This window comes from Mesorhizobium sp. L103C119B0 (genome assembly GCF_000502235.1).
In the GTDB taxonomy this organism is placed as follows: Bacteria; Pseudomonadota; Alphaproteobacteria; order Rhizobiales; family Rhizobiaceae; genus Mesorhizobium.
Genome location: NZ_AYXE01000001.1, coordinates 349,525 through 365,032 on the forward strand (window position 1 = coordinate 349,525; position 15,508 = coordinate 365,032).

13 protein-coding genes and 2 pseudogenes are annotated in these 15,508 nt (G+C 64.0%); 7 read left to right on the forward strand and 8 right to left on the reverse strand.

Annotated features, from left to right (window positions below):
* Nucleotides 1-16: 16 nt before the first annotated feature.
* Nucleotides 17-1,465 (reverse strand): APC family permease, encoded by a 1,449-nt coding sequence (locus X728_RS164515; protein ID WP_023699837.1) that lies wholly within the window; start codon nt 1,463-1,465, stop codon nt 17-19.
* A 166-nt stretch (nt 1,466-1,631) separates the two neighbouring features.
* On the opposite strand from X728_RS164515, the gene X728_RS164510 reads away from it, so the two are divergent.
* Genes X728_RS164510 through X728_RS164485 form a run of 6 tightly spaced genes read left to right on the forward strand, consistent with a single transcriptional unit; the run spans nt 1,632 to nt 8,083 of the window.
* Nucleotides 1,632-2,402 carry an IclR family transcriptional regulator gene (locus tag X728_RS164510; protein ID WP_023699838.1) on the forward strand — a complete coding sequence of 257 codons (771 nt, stop codon included), beginning with the start codon at nt 1,632-1,634 and terminating at the stop codon, nt 2,400-2,402.
* Nucleotides 2,402-3,685, forward strand: coding sequence for a Tm-1-like ATP-binding domain-containing protein (locus tag X728_RS164505; protein ID WP_023830397.1), 1,284 nt, complete (start codon nt 2,402-2,404; stop codon nt 3,683-3,685). Before X728_RS164510 ends, X728_RS164505 begins: the two co-directional genes overlap by 1 nt.
* The gene (locus X728_RS164500) at nt 3,682-4,344 is read left to right on the forward strand and encodes an HAD-IA family hydrolase (protein WP_023699840.1); all 663 of its coding nucleotides are present in this window, start codon (nt 3,682-3,684) and stop codon (nt 4,342-4,344) included. The genes X728_RS164505 and X728_RS164500 overlap by 4 nt, the downstream gene beginning before the upstream one ends.
* A 20-nt stretch (nt 4,345-4,364) precedes the next feature.
* Nucleotides 4,365-5,714: an aminotransferase class III-fold pyridoxal phosphate-dependent enzyme gene (locus tag X728_RS164495; protein ID WP_023738351.1), complete on the forward strand. Its 1,350-nt coding sequence runs from the start codon at nt 4,365-4,367 to the stop codon at nt 5,712-5,714.
* Between the two features lie 33 nt (nt 5,715-5,747).
* Entirely contained in the window at nt 5,748-7,055 is a 1,308-nt protein-coding gene (locus tag X728_RS164490) for an aminotransferase class III-fold pyridoxal phosphate-dependent enzyme (RefSeq protein ID WP_023738350.1), read from the forward strand.
* Nucleotides 7,052-8,083, forward strand: coding sequence for a phosphotransferase (locus X728_RS164485; RefSeq protein ID WP_023830398.1), 1,032 nt, complete (start codon nt 7,052-7,054; stop codon nt 8,081-8,083). The genes X728_RS164490 and X728_RS164485 overlap by 4 nt, the downstream gene beginning before the upstream one ends.
* Before the next feature lie 17 nt (nt 8,084-8,100).
* Here the strand turns inward: X728_RS164485 and hpaH are convergent, their stop codons facing one another.
* The 5 genes and pseudogenes from hpaH to X728_RS164465 form a co-directional block, all read right to left on the reverse strand.
* Nucleotides 8,101-8,910, reverse strand: coding sequence for a 2-oxo-hept-4-ene-1,7-dioate hydratase (gene hpaH / locus X728_RS164480; protein ID WP_023830399.1), 810 nt, complete (start codon nt 8,908-8,910; stop codon nt 8,101-8,103).
* Nucleotides 8,904-9,779 (reverse strand): fumarylacetoacetate hydrolase family protein, encoded by an 876-nt coding sequence (locus X728_RS164475; RefSeq protein WP_023823570.1) that lies wholly within the window; start codon nt 9,777-9,779, stop codon nt 8,904-8,906. The genes hpaH and X728_RS164475 overlap by 7 nt, the downstream gene beginning before the upstream one ends.
* Nucleotides 9,780-9,808: 29 nt before the next feature.
* The gene (gene hpaD, locus X728_RS164470; RefSeq protein WP_023667829.1) at nt 9,809-10,789 is read right to left on the reverse strand and encodes a 3,4-dihydroxyphenylacetate 2,3-dioxygenase; all 981 of its coding nucleotides are present in this window, start codon (nt 10,787-10,789) and stop codon (nt 9,809-9,811) included.
* A gap of 14 nt (nt 10,790-10,803) precedes the next feature.
* A pseudogene (locus X728_RS01000000166085) lies at nt 10,804-12,395 on the reverse strand (aldehyde dehydrogenase family protein).
* A gap of 11 nt (nt 12,396-12,406) precedes the next feature.
* A complete protein-coding gene (locus tag X728_RS164465; RefSeq protein ID WP_023825932.1) occupies nt 12,407-12,793 on the reverse strand; it encodes a 5-carboxymethyl-2-hydroxymuconate Delta-isomerase in 387 nt (128 codons plus the stop codon).
* 201 nt (nt 12,794-12,994) lie between these two features.
* Here X728_RS164465 and hpaR point away from each other — a divergent pair, with 201 nt between their 5' ends.
* Entirely contained in the window at nt 12,995-13,390 is a 396-nt protein-coding gene (hpaR, locus tag X728_RS164460) for a homoprotocatechuate degradation operon regulator HpaR (protein ID WP_245266059.1), read from the forward strand.
* A 10-nt stretch (nt 13,391-13,400) separates the two neighbouring features.
* Here the strand turns inward: hpaR and X728_RS01000000166090 are convergent.
* Nucleotides 13,401-13,908 (reverse strand): annotated as a pseudogene (locus X728_RS01000000166090) (flavin reductase).
* A gap of 5 nt (nt 13,909-13,913) precedes the next feature.
* Nucleotides 13,914-15,458: a 4-hydroxyphenylacetate 3-hydroxylase N-terminal domain-containing protein gene (locus X728_RS164455; RefSeq protein ID WP_023830401.1), complete on the reverse strand. Its 1,545-nt coding sequence runs from the start codon at nt 15,456-15,458 to the stop codon at nt 13,914-13,916.
* Between the last annotated feature and the right edge of the window lie 50 nt (nt 15,459-15,508).

Consider the following 15,508-nt stretch of genomic DNA (forward strand, 5'->3'; position numbering starts at 1 on the left):
CCCCTTGTCCTTTGTCCTAGTCCTTCAGCGGCACGCCGAGATTTTCGAAGGCAACCGGATCCCGGCTCTTCAACGCACCGGCAAGCAGCAGGCCGACCACCGCGGCAATCAGCACCAACCCCGGCAGCAACGCGCCGAGGAAGCCGCTGGCGCCCGACAGGCCACCGAAATTAATGACGATCAGGTAGATGATGACGACGAAAGCGATGAAGGCCAGCCCAGGCAGGATGGTGGTCTTCAGCGCATTCTCCTGCGTCGACGGGTTGGCGCGGAAGTACATCACCACGGCGAGCGAGGCCACCGCCATCATGACGATGACTCCCAGCGTCGCGACATTGGTCAGCCAGGAAAACAGCGCCAGAACCGGATCGAGGCCGAGTATCGCGAACAGTCCGATGACGATCGCTGCCAACACGCTCTGGATGACGGAAGCGACATGCGGGCTCTGGTGCACTGAATGCGTCACGCCGATCGCTTCAGGCAACAGCTTCTCGCGGCCCGAGACGTAGATGTAGCGGGCAACCGCGTTGTGGAACGCCAGCACGCCGGCAAACAGGCTCGACACGAACAGGATGCCCATGGCGTGCGACAGCATGGTTCCGGCGTAGCGGTCGGACAGGCCGAACAGGAAAGTCGTCGGATCCTGAAGCGCCTGCAGTGCCGGCAACAATTTGTCGACGCCGGCGCCGACCGCCATCAGCCAGGCCGTGACCATGTAGAAGACGCCGATCAGCAGCACGGAGAAATAGGTGGCGCGCGGAATGGTCACCTTGGGGTCGCGGGCTTCCTCGGCGTAGATCGTCGTCGCCTCGAAACCGATGAAGGCGGCGAAACAGAACAGGATGGCGATGGCGGGCGAGCCGCTGACGATCTGGCTCCAGCTGAACGGCGCCGCAGAGAGACCACTGTCGCCACCGGTCTTGAGGATGGCGAGGTCTAGCACCAGCACAACGATGTATTCGCACAGCACCAGCACCGTCAGGATCTTGGCCGACAGGTCGACCTGGCGGTAGCCCAACACCGCGACGATGGCAACGGCGATGAAGCTCCACACCCACCAGGGCAGGTCGATGCCCCAGCCGGCGAACAGGCCGGCGGTCGCGGCCCCCAGCAGGCCCATGACCCCGATCTGCATGGCGTTGTAGGACAGGATCGCGATGATTGCGGTTGCGCCGCCGGCAAAACCGCCCAGCCCGCGCGCGGCATAGGCATAGAAGGCGCCGGCATTGCCGACATGGCGCGACATGGCGACGTAGCCGACCGCAAACAGCAGCAGCAACACGGTCACGATAAGATAGGTGCCGGCAAAGCCCGCCCCATTGCCCATAAGCATGCCGAGCGGCGTGCCGCCGGCGACCGCGGTGAGCGGCGCCGCCGCCGAAATCACCATGAAGGTGATAGCGCCGACGCCAAGACTGTTCTTGCGCAGCCTGTTGGCGGGCACCTGTTCCGAAACTGCTGACATTTGTCCCTCCAGTCTTACGAACCCCTGGGTTCGCGGCCGCTCGGCCTGTTGCCTGAATGCCATCGGTTCATTATTTGAACCCTTATTTTGAATATAGACTTGCAAAGAATGCGGATGCCTGTCAAGGTAATTCACACATTAAGTTTCTATCCGAGCGGGAGGCAGGATGGGTACGGTCGGCAAGGCGATTTCACTTCTGGAGCTGTTCACGGCGGACGAGCCCGAGCTCGGACTTTCCGATCTCGCGCGGCGGTGCGCCTTCGACAAGGCGACGACGCGGCGGCTGCTGATGGCGCTGGGCGGCCATGGCTTCGTCGAGCAGGATGCCGGCACGCGGCACTATCGCCTCGGCGCCGGCCTGTCGCGGCTGGCGCGTATCCGCGAAGCCTGCTTCCCGTTCCTGCAAACGGCAATTCCCGTGGCGCAGGATCTGGCGGGTTCGACAACCGAGACGGTGCATCTGTCGGAATTCGGCGTCGACAGGCTGATCACCGTCCATGTCGAGCATTCAAGCTGGGCAAACCGGGTGAACATCGATGTCGGCCAGCTTCTGCCGCTGCATTCCACCGCCTCCGGCATCGCCTATCTCGCCTTCGCCGACAACGCGACCGTGAAAGCATGCCTGACAGGTTCGCTTGAGGCCTTTACCGATCATACCCTCGTCGAGCCGGCCGCCATTTCAAAGTCGATCGGCGAGGCGCGCGACCGCGGCTATTCGATCTGCGACCAGGGCCATGAGGACGGCGTGATCGGCGTCGCGGCTGCAATCCGCGCCGCCAACGGACTTGCGCTGGGGACAATTGCGGTGGCAGCCCCGAAGGCCAGGACGACACCGGCTGCGATCGTGGAACGAGGGCTTGCGGTTGTGACCGCGGCACGGGAGATTTCGATGCGCCTCAATGGCGAAAACCTGCAAACCCTGAGGAGGCAGGCCTGATGTCTGTAAGTATGGCAACGCCCCGCATCCTGGTCATCGGCACGGGCGACACCAAGACCGACGAACTGCTGTTCATGAAAGCGTGCATCGAGGCATCGGGTGGCCGCGCCGTGATGATGGATGTCAGCGTGCTGGGCGACCCCGCCTATAGTCCCGATCACGACAAGCATGCCGTTGCGCGGGCCGCTGGCGTGACGATGGCCGAAATCGTCTCGAGCGGCGATGAAAACACCGCCATGACATTGATGGCAGTCGGCGCCGTTCAGCTCGTGCGCCAGCTTCATCAGCGCGGCGAGATCGACGCCTTCATCGCCATCGGTGGTTCGATGGGAACCGATTTGGCGCTCGATGTCGCGCTGTGCCTGCCGCTCGGCGTGCCGAAATTCGTCGTCTCGACCATCGCCTACTCGCATCTCATTCCGCCCGAGCGTGTCGCGCCCGACCTGATGATGATCCTGTGGGCAGGCGGGCTCTACGGCCTCAACACCATCTGCAAGCTGGTCCTTTCCCAGGCCTGCGGCGCGGTCGTCGGTGCGGCGAGGATCGTGCTTGCATCCCGTGCTTCCGCCACGGCGGTCGGGCCGACCATCGGCATGACTTCTCTGGGCAGCAGTTGCCTGCGCTATATGAAGACGCTGAAGCCGGCGTTGGAGCAGCGCGGCTATGATGTCGCGGTCTTTCACACCACCGGGATGGGCGGCCGGGCCTTCGAATCGATCGCCAGCCAGGACCATTTCTGCGCGGTGTTCGACTTCAGCCTGCAGGAGATCACCAATCATCTTGCCGGCTCGGTCGTCAGCTCCGGCGCCGACCGGCTCGAGAATGCCGGCGCCCGCGGCATTCCGCAGATCGCAGCCCCTGGCGCCGTAGACATGGTCGATTTGCCGACCTGGCAGGCGCTGCCGACAAAGTTCGCGCAGCGGCCATTCCATGCTCATAACAGGTTGATCGCCTCGATCACCGTCGATGCCGACGACCGCCGTGAAGTCGCCAGGACCATCGCCGCCAAACTCGGTGCGTCGAAGGGGCGCTCCGCTTTCATCCTGCCCTCCGGCGGCATCCAGGAATGGGATGCGCAGGGCGAGCCGCTGTACGAACCCGAAGCCCTCGCGGCGTTCACCGATGAGATGCGCAAGGCCATTCCCGCCGGCGTCGAGTTCCACGAGATCGACGCCCACATCAACAGCGACGAGTTCGTCGGCAAGGCGCTCGAAATCTTCGACCGCTGGGTCGAGGAAGGCATCATCCCGCGCGGCATGCCGGCCAAGGGAGTGGCTGCGTGAGCGCTGTTCCTGCCCAGGCGCTCGTCCTCGATTTCGGCGGCGTCGTCACCCGGACCCTTTTCGAGACCCATGCCTTGACCGAACAGGCGCTCGGCCTCGCGCCGGGAACGCTGCAATGGCACGGGCCGTTCGACCCGGATTCAGATCCGCTGTGGCGCTCCATGCAGGCCGACGAGATCAGCGAGCGCGATTATTGGCGCACCCGCACCAGCGAAGTCGGCCGGCTCGTCGGCGAGGACTGGCAGGCGATGGAGACATTCGTCCAGCGCGCACGCGGAGCCGAGCCGGAAAAGATCGTGCGGCCCGAAGCCGTCCGCGCCATCCGGACCGTGCATGCGGCGGGATTTCGCCTGGCGATCCTGTCCAACGAGCTAGATCTGTTCTATGGCGCCGGCTTCCGTCAGCGGCTGCCGCTGCTCGAGCTGTTCGACACCATCGTCGACGCCACCTATACCCGCATCCTCAAGCCCGATCCGCGCGCCTATGCCTTGGTGACCGAGGCGCTCGGCCTGCCTGCCGGCGCCTGTGTGTTCGTTGACGACCAGCAGCGCAATGTCGATGGCGGCCGTGCCGCCGGCATGCGCACCGTTCATTTCGACGTCGCGCGGCCGGCACTTTCCTATGCCGAGGCCCTCGGCCATTTCGACCTCATCCCCTGAGACATTTGCGGAGCCTTGCGATGCGCGACATCAATTTCCTCACCGAGAAAAACGCCAAGCCGATCTGGCATCCGATGGCACACCCGGCCGAGATGCGGGCCAACCCGCCAAAGGTGATCATGAAAGGCGAAGGCGTGATGGTCACCGACATCGACGGCAACACCGTGCTCGATGCGGTTGGCGGACTGTGGAACGTCAATCTCGGCTACTCCTGCGACCCGATCAAGAAGGCCATCGCCGACCAGCTCAGCGCCCTGCCCTACTATTCCGGGTTTCGCGGCACGTCGACCGGCCCGTCGATCGAGCTCGCTTACGAACTCAGCGAATGGTTCGAACCGGAAGGCATGGTGCGGACCTTCTTCACCTCGGGCGGCTCGGATTCGGTCGAAACCGCACTGCGGCTCGCCCGCCAATACTGGAAGATCCGCGGCCAGGGCGACCGGACAAAATTCCTCGCGCTGAAGAAGGGCTATCACGGCACCCATTTCGGTGGCGCGTCAGTCAACGGCAACGCCAATTTCCGCCGCAACTATGAGCCGCTTATGCCCGGCGTCTTCCACATTCCCGCACCCTGGACCTTCCGCAATCCGTTCGATGAGACCGATCCGGCGCGGCTGGCCAAACTGTGCGCCAAAGCGCTGGAGGATGAGATCGCCTTCCAGGGCGGCGACACCATTGCCGCCTTCATCATGGAGCCGGTTCTCGGCGCCGGCGGCGTCATCGTTCCGCATGACAGCTTCATGCCGCTGGTGCGCGAGATATGCGACCGCCACGAAATCCTGCTGATCGCCGACGAGGTGGTCACGGGCTTCGGTCGCACCGGCGCCTGGTCGGGTTCGCGGCTATCCGGCGTGAAGCCGGATTTCATGACCATCGCCAAGGCGATCACCTCGGGCTATTTCCCGCTCGGCGCCACCTTGATCGGCGCCAAGGTCGCCGACGTCTTCGAGGCCGACAAGACCAGCTTCGGGGCGATCGGTCATGGCTATACCTATTCCGGCCATCCTGTCGGCTGCGCGGCAGGGCTGGCTGCACTTGCCGAGACCAAACGGCTTCGCCTGGACGAGAACGCAGCCGCGCGCGGCATCGAGCTCGCGGCGACGCTGGAGGGGCTAAAAGCCAAGCACGCGATCGTCGGCGACATCAGGTACAAGGGCCTGATGGCTGCGCTAGAGCTGGTCTCCGATCGCACGACGAAAAAGCCGGTGGACAAGAAGACCATGGCCGTGGTTTCGGAAGCCACTTACGACGCCGGCGTCATGCTGCGCGTGTCCGGCAACAACATCATCCTGTCGCCGCCGCTGATCATCGGCGCCGCCGACGTGGCAAAGATCGGCGAGGCCATCGATGCAGGTCTGTCGAGAACCTGATGGACCCGCTGACGCAATGGAGTTTGGTACGCAATGACCCAATCTGAGAAGAACCCGAGCGAGGAAGCGCTCGTCAAGCGGCGTGCCCGCCTGCTCGGCGCGAAATCGCAATTGTTCTACGACGAGCCCGTGCACCTGGTGCGCGGCGAAGGCGTCTGGCTCTACGATGCCGACGGCCGCAAGTATCTCGATGCCTACAACAACGTCGCCCATGTCGGCCATTGCCACCCGCATGTGGTCGAGGCCTTGTGCCGTCAGGCAAGCCTGCTCAACACCCACACACGCTATCTGCACACCGCAATTCTCGACTATGTCGAGCGGCTGACGGCGACCTTCGATGCAAGCCTCGCCACCGCAATCCTGACCTGTACCGGCAGCGAGGCCAACGACATCGCGCTGCGCATGGCGCAGGCCGCCTCCGGCAATATGGGCATCATCGCCACCGACGCCACCTATCATGGCAACACGGCGGCGGTTTCGCAGCTCAGCACGCGCATGCCTCCGATCCGCGGCCGCGCCCCCCATGTCAGGCTGGTGCCGGCCCCCGACAGCTATCGCCATCCCGATGCGATGGCCAATGGCAAGGCCTTTGGCGACGCCGTGCGTCAAGCAATCGCTTCGCTGGCACAGGACGGCATTGGCCTGTCTGGCATCATCTTGTGTCCGCTGCTCGCCAATGAAGGTTTCCCGGCTCTGCCCACCGGATTTTTCGACGACGCCTTGGCGGCCGTGCGCGAAGCCGGTGGTCTGGTCATCGCCGACGAAGTGCAGCCCGGCTTCGGCCGCACCGGCAGCCATTTCTGGGGCCATCAGCGCGCCGGCTTCGTCCCCGACATCGTCACCATGGGCAAGCCGATGGGCAATGGCCATCCGATCGCGGCCGTGGTCACCACCAAGGAGATACTGGCGACCTTCCGCGACGCTTTCCGCTACTTCAACACCTTTGGCGGCAACCCGGTCTCCTGCGCGGTCGCCAATGCCGTCCTCGACGTCATCGAACAGGAAAACCTTGTCGCCAACGCGCAAGACGTCGGCGCCTATGCGCTTGGCCTGCTGCGCCCGCTGGCCGATCGGCATGAGTGCATCGGCGAGGTCAGGGGGGCCGGACTGTTCTTCGGCGCCGAGCTGGTCCACGACCGCGACACGCGCGAACCGGCGCCCGACATTGCCGAGCAGGTCGCCAATCGCATGCGCCATCGCGGCGTGCTGATGGGCAAGACCGGCATCCACGGCAATGTGCTCAAGATCCGCCCGCCCATGCCGTTCTCGCGTGACAATGCCGACTTCCTGATCGGCCTGCTGGACGAGGTGCTGGGCGAAGTCGGCGGAGTGCCGGCGTGAATTCTGTTTCCACCCAATCCGAGCCCGAAACGGCAGCCGATGTCACGGAGCTCGCCAGGCGTGCGCTCGAACATTGGGGCGTCCGCAACTCTGAGCCGGAACTTCTGAAGCACCGCGAGAACGCCGTCTTCCGCGTGCGGCTGCCGGATGGCCAGCCGGCAGCCATGCGCATCCACCGGCTCGGCTACCACACGGACGCCGCGCTGCGTTCGGAACTGCAATGGATGGGCTTCCTGCAATCCGCCGGCGTCGCCACGCCGTCTTGCGTCGCAACACAGGCCGGCGATCCGTTCGTACTTGTCAGCACGGCCACCTCGGCGCAGCCCCGGCAGGCCGATTGCCTGAGCTGGCTGGAGGGCCGCGCCGTGGGCGCACGCGGCGTGCCACTGGTCTACACGGCCGACCAGTCGATCCAGATCTTCACGGCGATCGGGCGGACCATCGCCCATATGCACAATGTCACTGCCTCGTGGGCGCCGCCCGCGGGCTTCGCCCGCCATGCATGGGACTTCGACGGCTTCTTCGGTGCGAACCCGGTCTGGGGCCGGTTCGAGACCTCGCCCTTTCTCGATGGTCCTCGCCGCGCGCTGGTCTTGCAGGCGCGCGAGAAGGCAGTGAAGGCGCTGTCGGAACATGAGCGCAGCGCGCGCAATTTCGGCATCATCCACGCCGATCTGGTGCGCGAAAATGTGCTCATTCATGATGGTGCGGTGCGCATCATCGACTTCGATGATTGCGGCCATGGCTGGCACATGTACGACCTTGCCGTCGCCCTCTACCAGAACCGCGAGGAGGCGATCTACCCGCTGATCGAAACCGCTTTGCTTGACGGCTACCAGCAAGAGCGTGCGCTGATCCCGCAGGACATCGCCGCATTGCCTCTATTCGCCGCCTTGCGTGCCTTCGCGTTTCTTGGCTGGGTGCAAAGCCGCGTCGAAGGCGACATCACCAGGGATGTCGGCTTGCGCATGTCGACCATCGCAGCCGATGTGGTGATTGACTACTTGCGCGGCGAACAGCCCAACTGACGAGCTGATGAGAGCCATCAGCTCTTGGCGAAATGGATGCTGACCGTTCCCGAGCTGCCGAAGTCGGCGACGATCGTATCGCCGGGCCGCGCCTCGACCGGGCGCACAAACGATCCGGACAGCACCACCTCGCCGGCCGCGATGGACATGCCGTAGCGGGCGAGCCTGTCCGCCAGCCAGGCAATGCCCATCGCCGGATGGTTGAGCACGCCGGCGCCAAGCCCGGTCTCCTCGACCTCCGCATTGCGCGAGACGATGGCGCCGATCCAGCGCATATCGGCTTCATCGGGTCGTTGCGGCCGGCCGCCGACGACAATGCCGGCATTGGCGGCGTTGTCGGAAATCGTATCGAAGAAAGTGCGCGCCTTCTTTGTCTCGGCATTGACGCGTTCGATGCGCGTGTCGAGGATTTCGAGCGCCGGCGTGATATAATCGGTGGCGTTGAGCACGTCGAAGATGGTCACGCCTGGGCCCCTCAGCGGCGCCTTCATGACGAAGGCTATCTCGGCCTCGACGCGCGGCTGGATGAAGCGGCCGACGGGTATCGTCGCGCCGTCGTTGAAGAACATGTCGTCGAACAGCACGCCCGAATCCGGCGTGTCGATTGCGAGCGCATATTGCATCGCCCTCGATGTCAGGCCGATCTTCCAGCCCTTCGGGGTCAGCCCGGCATCGGTCTTGCGTTTCACCAGCGCTGCCTGGACGCGATAGGCGTCCTCCATCGTTGCCTCGGGAAAGTCGAGGCTGAGCAGACGGATCTGGCGGCGCGAACGCTCGGCTTCGAACAGCCTTGCCGCGGCATCTTCAACTTGCTCGGGGGTCACGATGCTACCTCGTCGACGACGCCGTTGCGGAGCACGCCGATGCCGTCGGCTTCGACTTCGATCACGTCGCCCGGCTTCAGCCAGATCGGCGGGTCGAAGCGGGCGCCGGCGCCGGTCGGCGTACCGGTGACGATGATATCGCCTGGCACCAGCGTGGTGAAGGTGGAGACATAGGCGATGATCTTGCGGAACGAGAAGATCATCCGGCTGGTGCGGTCCTGCTGGCGCAATTCGCCATTGACGCGGGTGGTCAGCGCGATGTCGGCAATCTGCGCCTCGTCGGTGAAGGGCACCAGCCACGGACCGAGCGAGCCGGTGCGATCGAAATTCTTGCCCTGCGTGACGTTGAACTTGGCGTGCCGTACCCAATCGCGAATGGTGCCTTCGTTGCACAGGGATAGTGCCGCGATATGGTCAAGCGCATCCCTCTCGGCGATGCGTCGTCCACCCTTGCCGATGACGATGACGATCTCGCCCTCATAGTCCAGCTGGGGCGATTCCGGCGGCCGCACCAGCGGCGCGTCGTGGCCGACGAAGGAGCGGGGGAAGCGGATGAACAGCGACGGGTTGGAAGGCGCGGCCTGGCCGTCCTTGTACTCTTCGTTGCGGTCCGGGTAGTTGACGCCGACGCAGATGATCTTTTCCGGCGACGGCACAGGGATTTCATAAGCGATGGCGCCGACTGGAAAATCGACGGCGTAGGCTTCGGCCTCTTCCGCCAGCCGCCGTAGCACGCCGGCCTCGATCACTTCGCGCAGCGTCGGCCACTGGCTGTGCCGCGCCGACAGGTCGACGACGCCCTTATCTGTGACCACGCCATAGCGCGTCTTGCCGCCGACGGTGAAGGTGGCGAGCCGCCCATGTGCAGTCATCCCGGTCTCCGTCAGGTTCGCGTCTGTGGTCACGGTGCGATGATCGGCGACGCCGTCAAATCCGGTTGGCGTGCGGCCGCGCCGGCAAAGGTGCTGCCCTCCTCGAACCAGCTTTTCGGCGCCGGCGCGCCCCATAGCGTCTGGCGCTGCGGGTCCTTGAGGTCCCATTTGATCGGCTCCAGATCCGGATCGACCGTCTGGTAGTCCGAGCAATAGATCTCGATGCGGTGATTGTCCGGGTCGCGGACATAAAGGAAGAAGGCGTTGGAAATGCCATGCCGGCCTGGGCCGCGCTCGATGTTTGCGAGGTAACCGGTCGTCGCCATCAGATCGAGCAGGTCGATGATGTTGAGCGGTGTCGGCACCCAGAAGGCGACGTGATGCAGGCGCGGACCCACACCGTTGGTGAAGGCGATGTCGTGGACACCGCCCTTGCGGTGCGTCCAGGCCGCCCACAGCTTTCCGCTACTGGCATCCTCGGTGTATTCGGTGACGCGGAAGCCAAGCTCGTTGTAGAAGGCGACGGACTCGTCGACATTGGGCGAGAAGCAGTTGAAGTGGTCGATGCGCAGCGGCTTCACGCCCTTGTAGAGCGCATATTTCTGATGAATCGGCGGCAGCCTTTCCATTTGGGCAAAGAACTCGAGCGGAATGCCGTGCGGGTCGCGGGTGCGGAAGGTGCGCGACTGGTACGGTCGCTCGACCCACTCGACCGGCAGGCCTTTTGCCTTGAAGAAATGCTCGGCCTTGTCGAGATCCTCATCCGAAAAAACCTTGAAGCCGAGATCGCGGGCTTCGGCGCTGCCGGCCTTCTTCAGCACGATGCAGTGGTGTCCGCGCTCTTCCAACGCCCTTAGATAGATGGCTTCCGATGTCTCGTCGGTAACCTGCAGGCCGAGCGTGTCGACATAGAAGGCGCGGGATTTCGCAAGGTCGGTGACCGCCAGTTCGACATGGCTGAGGCGCACGATGTTGAAGGCGGGATAGAGGTTTGGTTTGGGCAGTGGCATCCGATGTCCTCCGGTCAGCCGCCGAGTTTCTGGATCGCGTGCGCTGAAGTGGCGAAGGCGATGTTCTTCGTCTCCATGTAGAAATCGAAGGAATGGTCGCCGCCGTCGCGGCCGATGCCGGAATTCTTGACGCCGCCAAACGGCGTCGGCAAATGCCGCACATTCTCCGAATTGACCCAGATCATGCCGGCGTCCAGCGCATCGGTGAAGCGGAAGGCGCGGGTAACATCCGACGTCCAGAGATAGCCGGTCAGGCCGTATTGGGTGTCGTTGGCCAGCGCCAGCGCTTCGGCCTCGTCCTTGAAGGAAATGGCGGTCAGCACCGGCCCGAAAATCTCTTCCTGGGCAATGCGCATCCTGTTGGTGGCGCCGGTAAACAGCGTCGGGCTGACATAGCAGCCACCGCCCGGACCGGCGAACTTGCCGCCGCCGGCGGCTACCACCGCGCCTTCCGATTTGCCGATCTNTAGCAGCCACCGCCCGGACCGGCGAACTTGCCGCCGCCGGCGGCTACCACCGCGCCTTCCGATTTGCCGATCTCGATATAGGAAAGCACCTTTTCCTCGTGCACCGGATGGATCAGCGGGCCAACCACCGTTTTGGGATCGAGCGGATGGCCAACCTTGATGCGCTTTGCCTTCTCCGCAACCAGATCCGTGAATGTGTCGTAGACCGAGGCTTCGACCAGAAGCCGCGACGATGAGGTGCAGCGTTCGCCGTTGAGCGAGTAGATCATGAACACGGCCGCATCCGCCGCACGTTCGAGATCGGCGTCGGCGAAGACGATCACCGGGTTCTTCCCGCCCAGTTCGAAATGCACGCGCTTCAGCGTATCGGCGCCTTGTTTCATGATCATCGAGCCGGTGCGGCTCTCACCGACAAAACCGATCGCCTTGATGTCAGGGTGCTCGGTCAGCGCCTTGCCGGCGTGCTCGCCGAGGCCGTTGACCAGGTTCCACACGCCTTTCGGCAGGCCGGCCTCCTCCGCGATCTCGACCAGCAGGCGAGCGGTCAGCGGCGAAAATTCGGCCGGCTTGTGGACGACGGTGCAGCCTGCCGCCAGCGCCGGCGCGATCTTCCATGTCGACAGCATGAACGGCGTGTTCCACGGCGTGATGATGCCGACCGGGCCGATCGGCACGCGCGTGGTGATGTTGACCTGGCCTGTCGTGCGCAGCGTCTCGCCGTCGCGCGCTTCCGGCGCGCGGTCGGCGAAGAAGCGGAAATTCTCGGCGCCGCGCAGCGCGGCCTTGGCCATGAATTTCAGCGCCTGGCCGGTGTCCATGCACTCGACGAAGGCGATCTCCTCGGCGCGCGCTTCGATCGCATCGGCTATCTTGTGCAGCAGCTTCTTGCGCCCGTCGCCCGGCATGGCGGCCCAGGCCGGGAACGCCGCCTTTGCCGCCTTGGCGGCGCGGTCGATATCGGCGGCACTGCCACGCGCGACCTTGGCCAGCGGCTTGAGATCGACCGGCGACATGCTCTCGAAGGTCGAGCCATCCACCGCCGGCACCGCTTCGCCGCCGATCTGGTTCAGCACGCCGTCGCGCTTGAAACGGGCCAGATAGGCCTCGGCCTTTTTCAGATTGCCTTCGAGGTCGGACATATCAGCTTCCGTCACTTGCCGCGCAGTCGCGGATGGATTGCGTTTTTCTTCCAGCTCAGTACCGGGTCGATCTCCCTGATCTCCAGGGAAAGAGCGAAATGCGGGGTCTCGAACAGGGGGCCAAGGTATTCGCTCACCGCGGCGAAGACCGCCTCCCCGGTTCGTTTCTTGTCCTGGGCGCTGCGCCCGGTTCCAATGCGAAACGACATGTCGAGGAAAGCGTTTTCCGGCAGGCTGTCGGCGACGGCATAGGCTTCCGCGCGGAAGGCCCGCACCCGCACCGCGCCGGTTTCGAACAGCCCGGTGCCGAGCACGGTGCGCAACACCAGCGCGCACAATTCGCTCATGTCGACCTTGGCATCGAGGTTGGCCGAATACTCGATGGAAAAGTGAGGCACCGCGTCTCGTTCCCCGGATTGTTCCACTGTTGTAGTTAACGCGTTAATTACATGCAGCATCACTGAAGTCAAGCCTTGCATCCAAGTTGAGGCGACGATACGGGATGGAAAGGTCAGGTTTTGGCGTGCGGTCCCGCCGACCGCCCGCATCATTGGGGACGCTGCTTCTTGCTGCCTGAAAACACCCGTCGTTCTCTGCCGATGGCGCTGCTCCATGCCCGCGAAGTGGTGATGGCGCGGTTTCGCCCTATGCTGGCGGCGCATGACGTGACCGAACAGCAATGGCGTGTGCTGCGCGTTCTGAGCGAGGCCGGCCCTGTCGAGGCGACGGAACTTGCCGATCGCGCTTCGGTGCTGCCGCCCAGCCTGACACGCATCATCAAGACGCTCGAGGGCCGAAAATTCATCACCCGCAACAAGGCGGAAGGCGATGGCCGCCGTGTCGTGCTGACGATCGCCCCGGCGGGCTCCACCCTTATCGATGCCTTGTCGCCGGAACGCCTCGTCATCTACCGCGACATCGAACAGCGCTTCGGACATGAGAGGCTGGAGCAATTGCTCGATCTGCTGGAGAGCCTGATCGCCGGCGAGAACTGACTGCTCCCGCTCAGCCGCCAAAACTGCCAAGCCGCGTCGGCTGCGTGTAATTGCGGTCGACATAAAGCAGCGCCGAGCCGCCGCTGCCGTGCCTGACGTCGATAACGCGGCCGATCATGACATTATGTGCCGACTATGTGCACATCCTCGATCTCGCAATCGAAATTGACGATCGCATCGGACAGCGCCGGCGTGCCTGAGGCCAGCGTTTGCCAGCGCGCCGCCGAATAGCGTGCCTCCATGTCCCTGGTCGCGCCGGCGAACTTGCCGGCCAGGTGCATATGGTCATGCGTCAGCACGTTGACGCAGAAGCGCCGGTTGGCGAGGAACATGGCGGCCTGCGTCGAGCGGCCGTTCATGCACACCAGCAGTGTCGGCGGTTCGTCCGACACACTGCACATGGCGGTGGCGGTGAAGCCGCCGCGCCCAGCCGGACCATCTGTCGTGACGATGTTGACCGGCGCGCAGACCCTTGCCATGGCGTCGCGGAAATCGGCCTTCGAAATCTGCGTGGCCATCTGACTCACCCAGCCGATGAAGCGAGCGGATTGAGCCAGGTATCTCCCGTCCAGCCATTCTCGTCATAGTCGGCCATGCAGGTATCGACCAGTTCTTCCATGGCCTTCAGCCGGCCGCCGCGTTCGGCGCCCTTCAGCACCTGCAGCCGCACCTCTTCCGGCGCACCGGCATAGTTGAGTTCGTAGAGCGCGTGGCGGCCGCCGAACTCGGTGCCGGTCGCGTCCCACAACAGTTTCATGATCTTGATGCGCTCGACATGGCCCATGTCGTTGGAACCGCGCACATATTGCGCGAGGTATTTGTCGATCTCGGGATTGTTGAAGTCGCGCACCGATGACGGCAGGTAGATCAAGCCGGAGGCGATCACCCGGCGCACCGTGTCGATGACGCGCGGATAGACTTCCGACATTAAAGTCCGGTAGGCAAGGGCTGCTTCCAGGTTGGGCAGGACAGCGCCATTCGCCCAGGGGATCGGATTGTAGGCCATGGCGTTGGAAAAGCTCCAGAACATGTGCCTGAGCGCGATGACCTCGCCCAGCGCCGCCTGGTTGCCTCGGAAGGCATCGCCGCCAGTGGCGCGCAACGCCTTGGCCAGCAGGCCGGCGAGGAAGTCGAGCTTGACGGCAAAGCGTGTGCAGCCCTGGAAGCAATAGCCATGCATGAAGCCCGAAGCCGGATGGAAGGACAGGATTTTCTGCGCGTCGCGCAGCACCAGCACGTCCTCCCAGGGGATGAAGACATTGTCGAGCACCAGGATGGCATCGTTCTCGTCGAAGCGCGACGACAACGGATAGTCGAACGGAGCCGCCGCCGTGTTGGCCGTCTGCTCATAGGAGACGCGGCAGAACATCTTTACCCCCGGCGCATTCATCGGCACGATGAACATGACCGACAGCGACGGATCTTCGGTGACCGTCGCCGAACTCTGCGCCAGGAAATTGTAGTGGGTCAGCGCCGAGGACGTCGCCACCACCTTGGCGCCGGAGACATAGATGCCGGCGTCGGTCTCCTTGGTGATGTGGACGAAGACATCCTTCACCTGTTCGGCCGGCTTGTGGCGGTCGATCGGCGGGTTGACGATGGCGTGGTTCATGAACAGCACGGCTTCCTGCGCACGCTTGTGCCAGGCGAGCGCATTGTCCTTGAACGGGCCGTACCAGTCGGCATTGGCGCCGAGCGTGTTCATCAGTGCCGCCTTGTAATCGGGCGTGCGGCCCATCCAGCCATAGGACATGCGTGACCACTCGGCGATCGCGGTCTGCTGGGCCGCGAGTTCGCCGGAGGATTTGGCGACGCGGAAATACTTGTGGGTGTAGCCGCCCGAACCGGTATCAGTCGGCGAGGTCAGCGTGCCCTGCCGCTTGGGATCGTGCAGCGCATCATAGAGGCGCGCCAGCGACCGCGCCGAATTGCGCATCGCCGGATGGGTGGTGACATCGGCAATGCGCTCGCCGTTGATGTAGACCTCGCGGCCGTCGCTCAGGCTCTCCAGATACTCGGCCCCGGTGAACGGGCGCCCATTGTCGGCACGAAAGTCTTCCGATCGCATGATGTTCCTCCACTTATGGCATCAACTCTAGCGCTCCTGGCAAGGATCGG

Bases quoted from the DNA above. Each gene is read 5' to 3' on its own strand.
- X728_RS164505 (WP_023830397.1), top strand. From the start codon at position 2,402: ATGTCTGTAAGTATGGCAACGCCCCGCATCCTGGTCATCGGCACGGGC.
- hpaR (WP_245266059.1), top strand. From the start codon at position 12,995: ATGGCGCTGCTCCATGCCCGCGAAGTGGTGATGGCGCGGTTTCGCCCT.
- X728_RS164455 (WP_023830401.1), bottom strand. From the start codon at position 15,458: ATGCGATCGGAAGACTTTCGTGCCGACAATGGGCGCCCGTTCACCGGG.
- X728_RS164495 (WP_023738351.1), top strand. From the start codon at position 4,365: ATGCGCGACATCAATTTCCTCACCGAGAAAAACGCCAAGCCGATCTGG.
- hpaD (WP_023667829.1), bottom strand. From the start codon at position 10,789: ATGCCACTGCCCAAACCAAACCTCTATCCCGCCTTCAACATCGTGCGC.
- X728_RS164510 (WP_023699838.1), top strand. From the start codon at position 1,632: ATGGGTACGGTCGGCAAGGCGATTTCACTTCTGGAGCTGTTCACGGCG.
- X728_RS164475 (WP_023823570.1), bottom strand. From the start codon at position 9,779: ATGACTGCACATGGGCGGCTCGCCACCTTCACCGTCGGCGGCAAGACG.
- X728_RS164515 (WP_023699837.1), bottom strand. From the start codon at position 1,465: ATGTCAGCAGTTTCGGAACAGGTGCCCGCCAACAGGCTGCGCAAGAAC.
- X728_RS164490 (WP_023738350.1), top strand. From the start codon at position 5,748: ATGACCCAATCTGAGAAGAACCCGAGCGAGGAAGCGCTCGTCAAGCGG.